This is a genomic window from Marinomonas pontica (genome assembly GCF_036322735.1).
In the GTDB taxonomy this organism is placed as follows: Bacteria; Pseudomonadota; Gammaproteobacteria; order Pseudomonadales; family Marinomonadaceae; genus Marinomonas; species Marinomonas pontica.
In genome coordinates this window covers 217,801-233,234 of sequence record NZ_AP027271.1, presented here as the reverse complement: position 1 = coordinate 233,234, position 15,434 = coordinate 217,801, and the positions used below count along the sequence as shown (strand labels likewise).

Here is a 15,434-nt window from a genome sequence, read left to right as displayed (position 1 = left end):
TAATTTTGTTATGATATAACAAGTCATACCCAAGGAGAAGCCAAAGCCTAGAAACGTCGTTTTTAATGCACTAAAGAGAAACGGTTAGTGCGTGACGGGCTGCAAAAAACCCATCACACCGCTCATGAAGATCTGCGCCGCCATGGCCGCCAAAATCAAACCTGTGATTTTCGACAATACGTTCAACCCCGTGCGCCCCAGCATCTTCTCAATCAAAGAGCCGGAATACAAAATGATCGCCAAGGTTCCCAACGCCAACAACAAACCGCACAGACCAATGAATAATTCCAAGCCTTGCAACTCAGCACCATACACCAAAATGGTACCTATGGTCGCAGGCCCAATAATGGTCGGCACGGCTAATGGCACAACCGACACATCGTCACGTTCTTCACTTGGCATTCCGACCGCATGATTACGTGTGCCATCACGAACCAAGCTCAAGGCAGACATAAACAGCAAAATACCAGAGCCAATACGGAATGAATCTAAAGTGATGCCAAGCAAAGCAAACAAGCTGCCACCAAAAAACAACAACACAATAGATATCGCCACCGAGGCAATAATGGCTTTGTTCGCAACCTGTTTGCGTGAAGACGATGACTCACCGCGCGTTAGCGCAAGAAACATCGACAACACAAAGAAAGGCGCGAAAAGGAAAAAGAACTTAATCCAAGTCGAAATCAATAAACTCATTTTAGCGAATTACCAAAGAAGCACCCAGCCACGCGATCAGCGCTGACTTAATGCGAGTTTTACACCAAAGCCCAACAGCAATACGCCCGTTAGACTATCCAAGACTTGCGCCACTTTTGGTCGCGCCAGCCAGACTCGCGCTCTATGAACCATAAGCGCCAGAAACGTTTGCCACACCATCGCAATGATAAAGTGAAGTGAGGCCATAAAAAGAGATTGAGCCAAGGCAGAATGGCTTGGATCGATAAACTGTGGCAAAAACGCCATGTAAAAAATAATCGGCTTTGGATTCAATACGTTCGATAAAACCCCTTGGCGAAAGCTTCCCCATGCCGTGAGTGCCTTAGGATTCTTGGCGTCTTTGAACGTCATGCCCATCGGTTTCATCGCACTGCGAATGGCTTGTACACCCAAATACACAAGATACGCTGCGCCCACCAACTTAAACGCAGTAAACAAACCAGCAGAACCAAGCAGAATAACCGATAAACCTAACGCAGATACCGTCGCGTGAGCAAACAATCCCATGCAAATACCCAAGCTAGTCAAAAAACCCAATCGCCAACCACCTGACGCGGCGTTGCGCATCACAATGATTGTGTCCACACCCGGGCTCATCGTCAGTACCGTGATAGCGGCTAAAAAAGGCAACCATTGGAAATGCTCTAACATGTACTAAAACCTTATATGAAGCGTTAAAAACAAAAATCACAAGATAATAATTAACTTAAGGCTGACACGTTAAATCAATCCAAACCGCCACCGATGTTTCTGTTGCTTCACGTTCTACAGGCGTACATATTTCAGATAAGGCACCGGACAAACGCACTAAACCTTCTTCCAATGGCTCCATGGCGAAATACAATTCATCATCACCAAAAGCTAGACTCAGAGTCGAAGTTTCTAAATTAACGGGCGTAGGCAAATCAATACCTAGACGAATCCATAACATTTGGTCTCGAATACGAACATCCACAACATGCACTTGTTCTGGCACCAAATTCGCGCCATCTTGTTTCATCTTGATAAAAAAGCCGTAATTCTCAAAGCTCTTTAACACCTCGATCATGTCGAGCTTTTCTTGGCCGGTAAATTCACCGTCGCCATCGACATCGTATTCCGCAATCAAACTGGTCGACGTAAACAGGTCTAATTCCCATGTCGCTTCTAGACGGCTAACATTGGCTTGATCGACATCGATGCGATATTGCGAATCCACCCAAACATGCGGATGCGCCAAGGCCACACCAGACATCATCATTAAGCAACAAGATAACCAAAAGCGCATCACAGATTTCCTTTTATAACGACGGCACCAAATTCGGTGTATAACGCACTCGTGCTTCTAAAACACGCTGAAATTCAAGCGGATCATGCTGCTGCGCCAAACGCTCAGGATCGTGTTTTGCGCCGTGCCACGCTTCTAAACGGGACAGCCAAAAGCGCAACGCCGCGATTTTCAACATATGAGGCCACGCCAGCATTTCTTCTGGGGTCGCTTCTCGTTCGTGCAAATAGGCTTTCACCAAGGCTTTGTATTTGGCGTTGTCTAACTCGCCCGTTGTCATGTCCGAACACCAGTCGTTTACCACAATCGCCAAATCGTACATTACCCAAGAATGACAAGCGTTGTAAAAATCAATAATGGCAGACAGTTTATTGCCTTCAAACAAGGTGTTGTTGTAGAACAAATCCCCATGAATGGTGGTTTTTGGCAAATCTGGGTGTTGCGCAATAAAGTCATCAAATTCCGCGATTTGCGACAATAATAATTCGGCTTGCTCTGGTTCTAATTGATCGGCAATCGCTTGGCTGGTTTTGTGCCACCACGCCACACCACGATGGCTGTCGCGATGCTCTGGGAAATCTTCACCGGCAATGTGCAGCTTCGCCAAGGCTTCCCCCATCAATCGACAAGACACTTCGTCCGTGCCTTTTAGTTCACCGCCGGGAAAGCAATCCACAATAATGGTCGGACGCCCATTCACTTCACGCAGACGCTCACCGTGAATATCAATCAAAGCCGCAGGCACGTTAAACCCTTTGTGTTTCAAATGCGCAACAACATCCAAAAAGTACGGCACTTCTTCTAAATCAAATTCTTCAAACAAGGTCACCACGTACTTGCCTGTGGTGGTGGTCAAAAAGTAATTGGTGTTCTCAACGCCACCAGAAATACCTTGGAATGAAACCAGCTCGCCTAAGTAATAATCCGCCACTAAGGCCCGCATGTCTGAGTCAGAAAGGGATGTGTAAACAGCCAAGTTGTGCTACCTAATTTGTGATCAAAAAAATGATGCGATTAAGAAAACGCCTATGCTCCACAATAAGCCGCAAAAGGTCAATTCGAAGTCACGTAAATCGCCCTATTCTGTGCACATTTTATCGACCCAAACACCCACGATTAACACTCAAGATAACTTACGAAACATAAACTCACTGAGATAAAACAGAGTAATACCGCAAAACTGACTATTATTTAACCAGACACATAACCTTGAACTGCGCAATGAACACAACCAGCCACCAAAAAAACATCGTCAAATCCGCCGTCTATCGGCTGCTTATCGTATCTATTTTCAGCTACGGGTTTTGTGCTGTGTTTTTTAATATTTACCCAACCCAATTTGCTATCGACTCTCTACAGCCTGCGATCACCAGCCTGTTGTGTTTGCTGCTGTTGTTATATTTCCATCAGAAACCGCTGACCAGAATTCGCAAAACCACCAATATATATACGGCCATCACGCTGTTGACCTTCACTCCAGCCACCTTTTATTTCACGCACGGGGCATGGCAAGGTGATATTCGCTTTATCGAAAGCTATCCACCAATTTCAGGCATGATTGTTTTAACATCGACATTGGTGATGTTAATGCTGCCCAAAAAATACGCCAAATTAGCGGCGTTAATTTGGGCACTAAACGCCCTGCCTGTTCTGCATTATCTGTTTACGCATCCGGAGGAATTACATACCACGCGCGGCTATGACTTGTTGTTTATTTTCGGCCCAGCCAGCTTATTGATTTTTGTCATCATTCCGTATCAGCAAAGCATGCGTGAGCAAATGGAAAAAATTTCTTATGATCTAACACGTTATAAGCTTCACGCCGATCGAGACTTTTTAACTGACACGTTAAATCGACGTGGATTAGACAGTTGGTTGACCCGAAACCATCAACTGGAATCGATGGGGCTGTTGCTGATCGATGTGGATTACTTCAAAAATATCAACGACCGTTTCGGCCATTCTACTGGCGACCATGTTTTGGTTGAAATCGCCTCGCGTCTGCGCACCGTGTATCACGACAATCATTGTTTGGCGCGCTGGGGCGGTGAAGAATTTATTTTGGTGGTCGCCAACCCAGCACCCGCCGCGCTGAATAAATTGGCCGCAGATTGCCACACGGTGTTTCGTCATATTCCCTTTCGTACTGTGGGAAAAGTCACCACCAGCATCGGCGTGTCTCGCATTGCCGGCGCCCAAGATTTCGATCGGCTGATTGAAGAAGCCGACCAAGCCTTATACCACGCAAAAGAAAATGGCCGCGATCAAGTGGTCATGTTCAGTGAGATGCAACCGCAGCTGTCCGAAAAGATGAAACGTCTTATGATGTTGGATTAAACCAACGCGCTAGATTCCGTTTATGCCGAGTTTTGGCTGTAAAAATCCTTATAAGTGCTTAGAATAGACCTCATATTTGCCGATTCACAAAGAGGTTCTATTTTGGCTACGGATTCTACAACACAAACACCGATGATCTTGGTAGACGGTTCGTCTTACCTTTACCGAGCATTCCACGCGATTCCACCGATGAGCACCAGCAGCGGCCACCCGACCAACGCCACGCGCGGTGTGATCAGCATGATCCGCAGCCTAATCAAAACCTACCCAGATTCCCCCATGGTCATCATCTTCGATGCCAAAGGCAAAACCTTCCGCGACGACATTTACAGCGAATACAAAGCGCACCGTCCGCCGATGCCAGACGATCTACGCCCGCAAATCGAACCCATTCACCGCATGGTGGAAGCCATGGGCTTGCCGCTGGTGATCATAGACAACGTAGAAGCCGACGACGTGATCGGCACCATCGCCAAACAAGTGGGCGAGGCTGGCCGCGAGGTTATCGTCTCCACGGGCGATAAAGACATGGCGCAGCTGGTGACCGACAAAGTCACTCTTGTGAACACCATGAACAACACCGTCATGGACATCCAAGGCGTGAAAGACAAGTTCGGCATTCCGCCTGAACTCATCATCGATTACCTTGCGCTCATGGGCGACAAAGTCGATAACATTCCTGGCGTACCAGGCGTGGGCGAAAAAACCGCCCTTGCCTTGCTGCAAGGTTTAGGCAGCATCAAAGAGATTTACACCCGCTTAGACGAGATCGCCGATTTGGGCTTCCGTGGTTCGAAAACCATGAAGCAAAAAATGGAAGACAACAAAGAGATGGCCGAGCTGTCTTATACCTTGGCGACCATCAAATGCGACGTAGAACTGCCCTTCGACCCTCAAGAATTGAAAAACGGTGAAGCCGACAAAGAAACCCTACGTGAATGGTTCACCAAGCTGGAGTTCAAAACATGGCTATCTGACCTAGACAAAGCACCAAGCGTCGAAACCGCCAACGATACAGTTGGTAATGCTTCCTCAGAGCAAAATGGCCAAGTGGAAACACCGGTTAAATCCAATATTGAAGCCAATTACGACACCGTCTTAGACAAAGACAGCTTCAACAAATGGCTGGAAAAAATCCAAGCCGCAGAGCTGGTTGCCTTCGACACAGAAACCACCTCGCTGAACTACATGGCCGCCGAACTGGTTGGCCTGTCCTTCTCCATCAAAGCAGGCGAAGCGGCTTACGTTCCCGTTGCCCACGACTACGAAGGCGCACCAGAACAACTGGATCGGGATTGGGTGCTAGAGCAACTTAAACCTTGGCTAGAAGACGACAGCCAAGCCAAAGTCGGCCAACACCTTAAATACGACGCCAACGTATTGAACAACTACGGCATCACCTTACGCGGCATCGCTTACGACACCATGTTGGAATCGTACGTCTACAATTCCGTGAGTTCACGTCACGACATGGACACCTTGGCGAGCAAGTTCCTTGGTCACTCCAATGTGAGCTTTGAAGACATCGCTGGCAAAGGCGCGAAACAAAAAACCTTTAACCAAATCGATTTAGAAGTCGCCGCTTTCTACGCCGCGGAAGACGCCGACATTACCTTGCGTTTGCATCAAGCGATTTGGCCAAAAATAGAAACCACACCAGAATTGGTCAGCATCTTTAAAGACATCGAATGCCCACTGATTCCGGTCTTGGCGAAAATGGAACAAACCGGCGCCTTGATCGATCCAGAGCTGCTTCATGCCCAAAGCGCTGAAATCGCAGGCAAGCTACAAGAGCTGGAGATCAAAGCCCACGAAGAAGCGGGCGAAAGCTTCAACCTAAGTTCGCCAAAACAGCTGCAAGTCATCTTGTTTGAAAAGCAGGGCTTGCCAGTGATCAAGAAAACACCAAAAGGCCAGCCTTCTACTGCCGAGCCGATCTTGCAAGAACTGGCGCAAGAACACGAACTGCCGCGCTTGATCATGGAACACCGCACACTGTCTAAGTTGAAATCCACTTACACAGACAAACTGCCAGAAATGATCCAGAAAACCGGCCGTATCCATACCTCTTACCATCAAGCTATTACCGCCACAGGTCGCTTGTCATCGACCGATCCGAACTTACAGAACATCCCGATTCGTTCTGCCGAAGGTCGTCGTATTCGCCAAGCTTTTGTTGCGCCTAAAGGCTACAAACTGGTTGCAGCCGACTACTCGCAAGTCGAATTGCGCATCATGGCTCACTTATCGCAAGATCCGGGCTTATTAGACGCCTTCACCAAAGACGCTGACGTGCACAAAGCCACCGCCGCGGAAGTCTTCGACGTCAGCCTAGAAGACGTCACCACAGAGCAACGCCGCCGCGCCAAAGCCATCAACTTCGGCTTGATCTACGGCATGTCTGCCTTTGGTCTCGCGAAACAGCTTGGCATTGGTCGCCCAGAAGCGGGCAAATACATCAAACGCTACTTCGAACGTTACCCAGGCGTACAGCAGTACATGGAAAACACCCGCGAAAGCGCGAAAGAAAAAGGCTACGTAGAAACCATCTACGGCCGTCGTTTGTACTTGCCAGACATCAAAGCGAAAAACGCCATGATGCGCCAAGCCGCCGAACGCACCGCGATCAACGCCCCAATGCAAGGCTCCGCCGCCGACATCATCAAACGCGCCATGATCAAAATGCACGACTGGCTAGCAGAAACCGACCTAGACGTGAAAATGATCATGCAAGTACACGATGAACTCATCTTCGAAGTCGCCGAAAAAGACCTTGATGCGGCACAGAAGAAAATCGTCGACATCATGCAGAATAGCAGCCAAATTGACGTGCCTTTGCTTGTAGAGGCTGGGGTTGGGGGTAACTGGGACGAGGCGCATTAAAAATAACATTTAAAAGCAAGGATGCTTTATGAAATACCAAAAACCTTGGAAATCCTTTGAAGAGCAACTGAGATTGCTCAAAGTTCGTGGAATGAACATTGGTGAACCTAATCAGGCTCGCTCATACCTAGAGCGAATTGGCTATTATCGGTTAAGCGCATATTGGTACCCATTTCGTACCTTCCAATTAGAGATGAATAAACAGAACAATAAACTCGTTCTGAAAGCGCAAGATGATTTTTATAAAAACACCCACTTTTTAGATGCCGTTAACCTATATCTATTTGATAAATCTTTGCGCCTGAGTCTCACCGATGCACTAGAAAGAATCGAAATCGCGCTTAGAGTCGATATGGCCTACTTACTTGGTACTAAAGATGCTTTTGCATACCGAGACAAAACTCTCTTCCACCCCACATTTGCCAATAAAAAGTTTCGTGGTAAACCTGCCTTCGAGGCATGGCAAGAAAAGTACTCGGGATTACTAAAGCGCTCTAAAGAAGACTTCGTAAAACACTTCCATACGCGATACCCAGGCGAAGACCTACCAATATGGATAGCGATCGAAATTTGGGATTTTGGCTCCATGTCTCAGCTTTTTTCGATGATGCAAACCAAAGATCAGGCACAAATTGCTCAGAAATATGGAGTACAAGATTTCTCTGTATTCGCCAGTTGGCTAAGGTCACTAAACTACTTAAGGAATATTGTTGCTCATCACAGCAGACTTTGGAACCGCAACATCATTGATCAGCCTAAACTACCAAACCTTGGTCAGATCGAATGGTGCGATAACTTTATCGGAAAGCAAGACTTGATCGCTAAGCCATTTCTACTTATCGCGATTGTAAGACACCTTATTTTAGGGATTTGTCCAAATACTCATTGGCATATCAGGATAGAGCAGATGCTAGAGAGCTTTCCTGAACTAAAATCAGATAAAACCTGCTCGATTAAAGACATGGGTGCACCAGAAAACTGGCAAGAATGGTGGACACAAAAAACCCCCGCGTAAACTCCGAAGAGCCAAGAGGCAGGGGCCGTGTTAAATGCAATACTAAAACACTCGCTAGCTTTGCGCAATGTTATAAACACATTGAAACATGTTCTCAGAACCTTTTACGGCATTGTAAGCGCCTATGACAGCCCCCCTCTGAACAATCATTGCGACTTTTTAACAAACATAAAAAAAGAGCAAGACAAATGCTCTTTTTTAAAATGAAAAATGATAGTTCGTGGCAGCCCTTTAGCTCTTTGGGGTCAGGGTGACTAAACAATGTTTAGTCTAACCATCAACAATGATGTCACCGGCGAATCATTGGTAGCGTGAGAACATATGGACAATCCAGTAATGAGTCATATGTTAAGCCCTTCTAAATGATCAATTTTAGTACTGACACCAACGTATTGCAACCGACAATAAACAGTCTGTGATAAAGAGCCTTGGGGTAGACTGTAAGATAACCAAGATAGTTTGATCGTAAGCGTGCGGCAAACCACACATTTTAATCTTTCCCAAACCCCTTAAAGTCTGTTGTCTTTTAAATAGGAGCAACAGACTCATGTTTACTGCATCTTCCCAGCTTAACGTTACACTGATTTGTGGGCCTACCGACATGCGTAAAGCCATTGATGGGCTTTGCAATATCGTCGCCTACGATCTTGAAAAAGAACCTTGTAGTGAGAACATTTTTGTCTTCTGTGGTCGAGCCGTGACAAGATCAAAATATTGCAGTGGTCTAATAATGGTTTTTGGTTGCATTACAAACGATTGGAAAAAGGCTCTTTCCAATGGCCTGGCATTGAGGATGAACATTTATCGCGGCACATATCCCATCGACAACTTAATTGGTTGTTGGATGGTTTGCCTCTTCACTCTCAAGAGGCTCATCCGCATTTAACCTATCGATATCATGACGAATAACCCATTAGGTTGGTATAATCCAACCCATGAAAATGCTTCCAGAAAACTTACCCAATGACGTTGAGTCACTCAAGGCTATCTTGCTTGAGCAAGCTCGGCTGTTGGGTGAAAAAGACTCGCAGCTTGCACAGTGGCAATCGAAATACACGTTCATTTTAGAGCAGTGGCGTTTGGCGCAGCAAAAGCAGTTTGGCAAAAGCTCGGAAACCTCACCTGGGCAAGGTGAGTTGTTTGATGAAATGGCGGCCGAATCTGATGTCATCGACACGGAGACTGAAACGCAGACCGTCTCTTACACTCGCTCGAAACCTAAGCGTCAGCCCCTGCCAAAGGATTTACCTCGCGAAACGGTTGTACTGGATATCGCTGAGTCAGACAAAGTCTGCTCATGTTGCCAAGGTGCACTTCATCGCATAGGTGAAGACCGTTCTGAAAAGCTTGATTTTATCCCGGCTCAACTCAAGGTCATCGAAACGGTTCGCCCTAAATACGCGTGCCGTGAGTGTGAGAAAACAGGCACCCAGAATGCGATTAAGCAAGCGGTTGTGCCACCGAGCATTATCCCCAAAGGCATCGCGACCCCTAGTCTGCTGAGTCAGATTATCACGGGCAAATTCCAATACAGCTTACCACTCTATCGACAAGAAACCTTATTTAAGCAATACGGTATCGAGTTGAGCCGACGAACCATGTCAGATTGGATGAAAAAATGTGCCGATGCCTTAGAGAAGCTTTATGAACGGCTGCATCAAGAATTACTGAAACAGTCCGTTATCCAAGCGGATGAAACCACCCTCAATGTGATCAAAGAAGCTCGTTCGAAATGTTACATGTGGGTGTATTGCACAGGCAAAGATGCCCCAGACAAACGCAATCCGATCCCGAATATCGTCCTATACGATTACCAACCGACACGAAGTGGGCAATGCGCCGTCGACTTTTTACAAGGCTTCGATGGCTATCTTAATGTCGATGGCTACCAAGCGTACGAATCGACCCAAGCCAAGCTGGCTGGTTGCTGGGCACATGCACGTCGTAAGTTTATTGAAGCGGAAAAAGGCATGCCGAAAGGCAAGTCAGGAAAAGCAACGATGGCGATCAATCACATCAAAAAGCTGTACGCTATCGAGACGTTGGCCCAACAGGCTGACAATGCAGAAGCCGCCTTTAAAATCCGTCAGGAGCAAGCGCCCGAAGTCTTAGCGAACTACAAAGCCTGGCTTGAAAAATCGGCTCAACAAGTGCCACCGAAATCCTTATTGAGCAAAGCGATCCAATACAATCTCAATCAATGGGACAAACTGAGCGTTTACTTGACCGATTATCGTATCAACATCGATAACAACCGAGCGGAGCGCGCCATCAAGCCCTTCGTGATTGGACGCAAAAACTGGTTGTTCTCCAATACGGGGAATGGTGCAAAATCCAGTGCAACGCTTTACAGCATAATAGAAACAGCCAAAGCCAATGGGCTTATCCCTTATGATTACTTAGTAAGATTGTTTGAAGAGCTGCCGAGAAGAAAAGAAAACGATGACATGGAAGAATTATTGCCGTGGAATATCAAGCTGACTTAAGATTGAGAATAAAGATAAAAATCTTCCCGCTGCATCCATGCAGCCTTGAATCTTCCTGAAAAGAGACAGAGCCTCCGTCCTGGAGGCATAGGTAAATCCATTTACCCTCTGTCAAATCTTAAATTATTACAATCACGTGTCAGATACAAGTTTTATGGCAATAAAAAATTGACGCTGCCTATGTGTGGTTTACCGCACGCTTACCGTTTCCCAGTGCCATATCTGAATGCGTAGCGGATTAAACAATTGGGGTCAGATGAAAATTCAACCCATCTGGCTCGGTTTGCTACCGCGCTTTCGTGGCATCACTCGCCTACCTGTTAGCCTCTCGATCTGCTCTTTGAAACGTTCGTTTCCCAGTGCCATATCTGAATGCGTCGCGGATCGAATCCATACGAGCTCTTCTTCTGGGATGTGGTATTTAAATAAGGCTTGGTAACGCTTCGCTCGCGTTTCTTGCTGACGGCTAAGCTTCACTGGCAAAACTATAAATCTTCTATTTTCATCTGCCCAATTTCACCAATTTTATAAAAAGACTTGCCCTTTTCTGATAATGTGCTTTAGATAACATAAGCTGTGCTAATAATGAAAAAATAGGGCAAATTATGTTGATAACATCAAACTCTTCCACCAATAACATTGACGTTATCCAGCGTAACAACGTCAAAATTTCTGGACAAGGAAACCAAGCGATTGTTCTGGCCCACGGTTTCGGGTGCGATCAATCCATGTGGAGTTATCTACTCCCTCACCTAGAATCCAACTATACGGTGGTCTGCTTCGACTATGTGGGCAGCGGCCAATCTCAATTAAGTCTTTACGACCCTGAACGCTACACTAAGCTCGAAGGCTATGCCCTTGACGTAATCGAATTGCTTGAGGGTTTGTCGATGTCCTCTGTCATCTTCGTGGGCCATTCGGTTAGCAGTATGATCGGCTTATTGGCATCGTTAAAACGCCCAGAATTGTTCGCATCGTTAATTATGGTTTGCCCTTCACCCTGCTTTTTGAATATTGGCGAAGAATACCAAGGGGGATTCGAACGCGAGGATTTAGAAGAGCTGATCAACCTAATGGATAAAAATTACATTGGGTGGGCTAATTATCTGGCTCCATTTGTCATGGGCACAGGTCACAGCGAAGAATTAACAACACATCTTACTAACAGCTTTTGCTCAACGGATCCCACATATTCTAAGCCATTCGCTAAGGCAACCTTCTTTTCCGACTACCGCCACTTGCTTAGCGAATCAAAGCACCCTTGTTTAATTTTGCAGAGTGAAAACGACTCCCTAGCATCCTTAGACATCGGGCAGTATGTTCACCAACATTTACCTCACTCGTCGCTGGAAGTAATCCACGCAACCGGACACTGCTTACACATGACGCATCCAGAAACTGTCTCAGTCTATATCGAACGCTTTATTACTCAGCAGGCCAAGAAGTGAAGCCACCGTCTTTTCCCTGTGGATTGTTAATCAGTGATTTGAGAACGAGAAAAATCGAGTACGCTAATGACTTCTTTGCGGAACGCTTTGGTTTCGCCCCTTTAGAATTATCGGGGAACGACGTGGCAAATTTATTCACTAAAGCTAGTGAAATCCTATTTGAAAGCTACCTTTACCCCTCTTTAATCAAAGAGGGGTTTCTTGATGAAACGCAGGCAGTTATCCTGACGGCAAACAAAACACGAACGCCAGTCACGCTTAACACTCGCCTCTCTCATGACGATAAAGTCTATTGGTCTCTGTTCATATCAGAGAAACGGGATAAGTTGTATCAAGAGCTGATCACCACGCGGGACGAATTAGAACAACAAACCAAAAATCTAACCAAACTCTCTAGCGTAGACGATCTCACCGGTCTGCTGAATCGGCGTGAAGCTACGCGTCGAATACACGATTTAATGGGCGAAGCGAGTTATCTGCACCCACTGACCATATTGTTGATCGACATTGATCACTTTAAGAAAGTCAACGACACCTATGGACATCAAACAGGCGATCTAATATTAAAGCAGGTTGCTCAACGTCTTGAGGCAAACTTTCCGGAGAATCACGTTATTTGTCGATGGGGTGGTGAAGAGTTTCTCATCGCTTTAGCAAATACCGATATGCAAACCGTCATCATGTTTGACAAAACATTCCACCAAGACCTGCATCGCGTGACGCTAAATGACTATCATCTCAAGGTCAGCATCGGTGTCGCAGAATATACAGGGCAGCATTTAGAAATCACCTTAGAACGGCTCATTCATCAAGCCGATATCGCCTTATACGAAGCAAAAAACAGCGGTCGCAACAAAACCTGCTTCTTCAGACAGTTAGGGATAGATGAAAATCACGCCTTCTAATCCTGTTATCTTACGCGCTTTCTTGGCGTCACTCGCCTACCCGTTAGCTTCTCGATCTGCTCTTTGAAACGTTCGTTTCCCAGTGCCATATCTGAATGCGTCGCGGATCGAATCCGTCCGAGTTCTTCTTCTGGGATGTGGCATTTGAATAAAGCTTGGTAACGCTTCGCTCGCGTTTTTTGCTGGCGGCTAAGCTTGAGCTAAAGTTCATGTGGTTGCCAAAGTTTTCTATTTTCATCTGCCCCAATTTAGCAACTCGCAATAGCGGGCGCGGTTTGTATCAGTTCGTCTTTCTCAATAGCAGCGACCATGAATTTGGCGAAGTCGATGCGACGCACTAGGTTGTGTGCAATGCGTTCATCCCCTACGTGTTCCGCCCAAATAGGCATTCCTTGGCTTTCACCTTCTTCTAGATCACAGCCGCGTACGACGGTCCAAGGTTGTTTTGAGGCAAATATGGCATTAGTCGCGCGAACTTGATCAGCAATGTCGGCGATGCGTAACCAGCGTGCTAATTTTTCAAAGACGGCGACGAAACATTTTAGTTTGAAGGAGTACTGGTCTTTGCCATCACGGCTGATGTGCCAACCGCATGAGAAGATCAAACGTGCATTGACTGGGGCGAAATCCAGCACGGCCTTGGCGGTATTCGTGGCATAGCCATTGACACCCCAAGGCGCTAATACGGTTAACACCGCATCGACCTTGGGCAACAAAAGTCCCAATGCCTCACGGTCGTCGGTATAAGCGGGCACGATTTGGATTCGGTCTTTCCATTGTTCCAATTTTCCCACACTCTGAGGTCGACACACTGCGGTTACTTGGTAACCCAGCAAGAGAGCTTCTTCGATCATGTATCTTCCCAGCTTGCCCGAGCCGCCTATAATGGCAATGTGTTTGGTTACCGTCATTTTATCTACCTGTTCGTTTTTGTATGGATAAAGTCTAACGGGGTCGATATGCTATTAAAATCACCCAAAATCAAAGAGCGGATATGCGTATTTGTATGGCGAATCAATACGAGCAATTAGATTGGAATGCGTTAAAAGCGTTTCTTACCGCCGCACGAGAAGGTTCTTTTTCAAAAGCGGCCAAGCACATAGGCGTGACTCAACCCACCCTGAGCCGTCAGATTTACAACCTTGAAAGCGCGCTTAACGTCACGCTGTTTGAACGCCTTAGCACAGGCTTAGTCTTGACCGACGCTGGGCAGCATTTGCTAGAATTCACCGCGCCAATGGGCATGGCCGCGCAACAAGTGAGCTTGGCAGTGTCGGGGTTGTCGTCCGACTTGGAGGGCGAAGTCAGCCTGTCTGTCAGCGAAATAGACGCGCTGTTTCGGCTGCCCGCGATCACGGCTTTTCTAAGAGAACACGCGCCCACGATCCGGCTGACCATTCATGTCAATAACAGCATCAGTGACCTCAAACGCCGTGATGCTGATATCGCCATACGAAGCTTTCAGCCAACCGAGCTGGATTTGATTGCTCGTCGTTTGGTCGACGAGCCCATTTGGTTTTATGGTTTACCTGACACGGTGGCTCGTTATGGCTCACCCGCACAGCCAAAAGACCTTGGGGCGGTGGAAATCATTGGTTTTGAGCGAGAAGGCGATCTCCTCCGTCGCTTACATGCCTTGGGCTGGCCATTAACGGAGCAGCACTTTCCCATCGTCACGCCGTTTCAAGGACTGCAATGGGAATTGGTCAAAAAGGGCTTGGGCTTGGGGCTGTTTCCCCAAACCATTGGAGACAAAGAACCCAGCTTCGTGCGTGCGTTTGAGCATTTTGGCGCTCCTATTACGGTACCTTTGTGGCTTGTCACGCACCGCGAGTTACACACCAACCCACGAATTCGCAAAGTGTTTGATCTGATCACTCAATGGTTTCAGGAATACGATTAGCACGATTGAATGTAACCATGTCGGCCTAAAAGAGGCGCTTATGGCTCACAAGAAAAACCATTTACCCGAAAAAATATGCCCCGTTTGCCAGCGGCCATTTGTGTGGCGCAAAAAGTGGGAGCGCGATTGGGCACAAGTAAAATACTGCTCCGAGCGTTGCAAACGCCAAGGTAAAAAGCAGGCCATTTAGCAGGATGGTTTATACTGTGGTAAATCACAGGCCAGAGCGCCTGACTCATCCTATTACGAGATCCTAGATGGCAAAACGTAGACACGGTATTTACAAAAAAATATGGCGGCTCATTTGGCGGTATTATTACCCAGCCCACGCACTCGGAACCCCAATGATTTGACCTATTATCTTCGCCAACGAGTCGACTGGGTTGAAGTTCAAATGCAGCAACTCGGAAGCGGTTATCTCACTGCGATTTTGGATTAAAACGAGAACATAGCCAGATCATTTTTTGAGGGTG

Annotated in this window: 16 protein-coding genes; 10 read left to right on the top strand and 6 right to left on the bottom strand. The window is 46.8% G+C overall.

All coding sequences use genetic code 11. The features are described 5' to 3' along the window. Positions 1-84 precede the first annotated feature (84 nt). From AABA11_RS01040 to AABA11_RS01025, 4 genes are read right to left on the bottom strand one after another with little or no spacing between them, the layout of a single operon-like run. Positions 85-696: a MarC family protein gene (locus AABA11_RS01040; protein WP_338264692.1), complete on the bottom strand. Its 612-nt coding sequence runs from the start codon at positions 694-696 to the stop codon at positions 85-87. 36 nt (positions 697-732) lie between these two features. Continuing rightward, on the bottom strand, positions 733-1,368 hold the full coding sequence (locus AABA11_RS01035) for a LysE family translocator (RefSeq protein WP_338264690.1): 636 nt from the start codon (positions 1,366-1,368) through the stop codon (positions 733-735). A gap of 55 nt (positions 1,369-1,423) precedes the next feature. Continuing rightward, entirely contained in the window at positions 1,424-1,984 is a 561-nt protein-coding gene (locus AABA11_RS01030; RefSeq protein ID WP_338264688.1) for a DUF1007 family protein, read from the bottom strand. A gap of 13 nt (positions 1,985-1,997) precedes the next feature. After that, complete coding sequence (locus tag AABA11_RS01025; RefSeq protein ID WP_338264686.1) at positions 1,998-2,960, bottom strand: homoserine kinase; 963 nt, start codon at positions 2,958-2,960, stop codon at positions 1,998-2,000. A 245-nt stretch (positions 2,961-3,205) separates the two neighbouring features. On the opposite strand from AABA11_RS01025, the gene AABA11_RS01020 reads away from it, so the two are divergent. The 5 genes from AABA11_RS01020 to tnpC all read left to right on the top strand — a co-directional run bounded on the left by AABA11_RS01020 (position 3,206) and on the right by tnpC (position 10,705). Next, a complete protein-coding gene (locus AABA11_RS01020) occupies positions 3,206-4,321 on the top strand; it encodes a GGDEF domain-containing protein (RefSeq protein WP_338264684.1) in 1,116 nt (371 codons plus the stop codon). Between the two features lie 132 nt (positions 4,322-4,453). Further along, on the top strand, positions 4,454-7,204 hold the full coding sequence (gene polA / locus AABA11_RS01015; protein ID WP_338269621.1) for a DNA polymerase I: 2,751 nt from the start codon (positions 4,454-4,456) through the stop codon (positions 7,202-7,204). Between the two features lie 28 nt (positions 7,205-7,232). Then, positions 7,233-8,219: an Abi family protein gene (locus AABA11_RS01010; protein ID WP_265730218.1), complete on the top strand. Its 987-nt coding sequence runs from the start codon at positions 7,233-7,235 to the stop codon at positions 8,217-8,219. Positions 8,220-8,903: 684 nt separating this feature from the next. After that, on the top strand, positions 8,904-9,128 hold the full coding sequence (gene tnpB, locus AABA11_RS01005; RefSeq protein ID WP_338269619.1) for an IS66 family insertion sequence element accessory protein TnpB: 225 nt from the start codon (positions 8,904-8,906) through the stop codon (positions 9,126-9,128). A gap of 26 nt (positions 9,129-9,154) precedes the next feature. Next, positions 9,155-10,705 carry an IS66 family transposase gene (gene tnpC, locus AABA11_RS01000; protein ID WP_338264682.1) on the top strand — a complete coding sequence of 517 codons (1,551 nt, stop codon included), beginning with the start codon at positions 9,155-9,157 and terminating at the stop codon, positions 10,703-10,705. A 264-nt stretch (positions 10,706-10,969) separates the two neighbouring features. Here the strand turns inward: tnpC and AABA11_RS00995 are convergent, their stop codons facing one another. Next, complete coding sequence (locus AABA11_RS00995; protein WP_265730216.1) at positions 10,970-11,188, bottom strand: hypothetical protein; 219 nt, start codon at positions 11,186-11,188, stop codon at positions 10,970-10,972. 122 nt (positions 11,189-11,310) lie between these two features. Here AABA11_RS00995 and AABA11_RS00990 point away from each other — a divergent pair, with 122 nt between their 5' ends. Both AABA11_RS00990 and AABA11_RS00985 read left to right on the top strand, forming a co-directional pair. After that, the gene (locus AABA11_RS00990; protein WP_265730215.1) at positions 11,311-12,153 is read left to right on the top strand and encodes an alpha/beta fold hydrolase; all 843 of its coding nucleotides are present in this window, start codon (positions 11,311-11,313) and stop codon (positions 12,151-12,153) included. Further along, positions 12,150-13,058: a GGDEF domain-containing protein gene (locus AABA11_RS00985; RefSeq protein ID WP_265730214.1), complete on the top strand. Its 909-nt coding sequence runs from the start codon at positions 12,150-12,152 to the stop codon at positions 13,056-13,058. The genes AABA11_RS00990 and AABA11_RS00985 overlap by 4 nt, the downstream gene beginning before the upstream one ends. A gap of 248 nt (positions 13,059-13,306) precedes the next feature. On the opposite strand, the gene AABA11_RS00980 is transcribed toward AABA11_RS00985, so the two are convergent. Then, positions 13,307-13,969, bottom strand: coding sequence for an NAD(P)-dependent oxidoreductase (locus AABA11_RS00980; RefSeq protein WP_265730213.1), 663 nt, complete (start codon positions 13,967-13,969; stop codon positions 13,307-13,309). Positions 13,970-14,052: 83 nt separating this feature from the next. On the opposite strand from AABA11_RS00980, the gene AABA11_RS00975 reads away from it, so the two are divergent. From AABA11_RS00975 to AABA11_RS00965, 3 genes are all read left to right on the top strand, one after another. Beyond that, positions 14,053-14,961: a LysR family transcriptional regulator gene (locus AABA11_RS00975; protein ID WP_265730212.1), complete on the top strand. Its 909-nt coding sequence runs from the start codon at positions 14,053-14,055 to the stop codon at positions 14,959-14,961. Between the two features lie 40 nt (positions 14,962-15,001). Continuing rightward, positions 15,002-15,151, top strand: coding sequence for a DUF2256 domain-containing protein (locus AABA11_RS00970; RefSeq protein ID WP_265730211.1), 150 nt, complete (start codon positions 15,002-15,004; stop codon positions 15,149-15,151). Between the two features lie 114 nt (positions 15,152-15,265). Then, positions 15,266-15,400 carry a hypothetical protein gene (locus AABA11_RS00965; RefSeq protein ID WP_265730210.1) on the top strand — a complete coding sequence of 45 codons (135 nt, stop codon included), beginning with the start codon at positions 15,266-15,268 and terminating at the stop codon, positions 15,398-15,400. Positions 15,401-15,434 lie beyond the last annotated feature (34 nt).

Coding starts and splice junctions, on each gene's coding strand:
- AABA11_RS00990 (WP_265730215.1), top strand. CDS start 11,311: ATGTTGATAACATCAAACTCTTCCACCAATAACATTGACGTTATCCAG.
- AABA11_RS01010 (WP_265730218.1), top strand. CDS start 7,233: ATGAAATACCAAAAACCTTGGAAATCCTTTGAAGAGCAACTGAGATTG.
- AABA11_RS00980 (WP_265730213.1), bottom strand. CDS start 13,969: ATGACGGTAACCAAACACATTGCCATTATAGGCGGCTCGGGCAAGCTG.
- AABA11_RS00970 (WP_265730211.1), top strand. CDS start 15,002: ATGGCTCACAAGAAAAACCATTTACCCGAAAAAATATGCCCCGTTTGC.
- AABA11_RS01030 (WP_338264688.1), bottom strand. CDS start 1,984: ATGCGCTTTTGGTTATCTTGTTGCTTAATGATGATGTCTGGTGTGGCC.
- AABA11_RS01040 (WP_338264692.1), bottom strand. CDS start 696: ATGAGTTTATTGATTTCGACTTGGATTAAGTTCTTTTTCCTTTTCGCG.
- tnpC (WP_338264682.1), top strand. CDS start 9,155: ATGAAAATGCTTCCAGAAAACTTACCCAATGACGTTGAGTCACTCAAG.
- polA (WP_338269621.1), top strand. CDS start 4,454: ATGATCTTGGTAGACGGTTCGTCTTACCTTTACCGAGCATTCCACGCG.
- AABA11_RS01020 (WP_338264684.1), top strand. CDS start 3,206: ATGAACACAACCAGCCACCAAAAAAACATCGTCAAATCCGCCGTCTAT.
- AABA11_RS01035 (WP_338264690.1), bottom strand. CDS start 1,368: ATGTTAGAGCATTTCCAATGGTTGCCTTTTTTAGCCGCTATCACGGTA.
- AABA11_RS00975 (WP_265730212.1), top strand. CDS start 14,053: ATGCGTATTTGTATGGCGAATCAATACGAGCAATTAGATTGGAATGCG.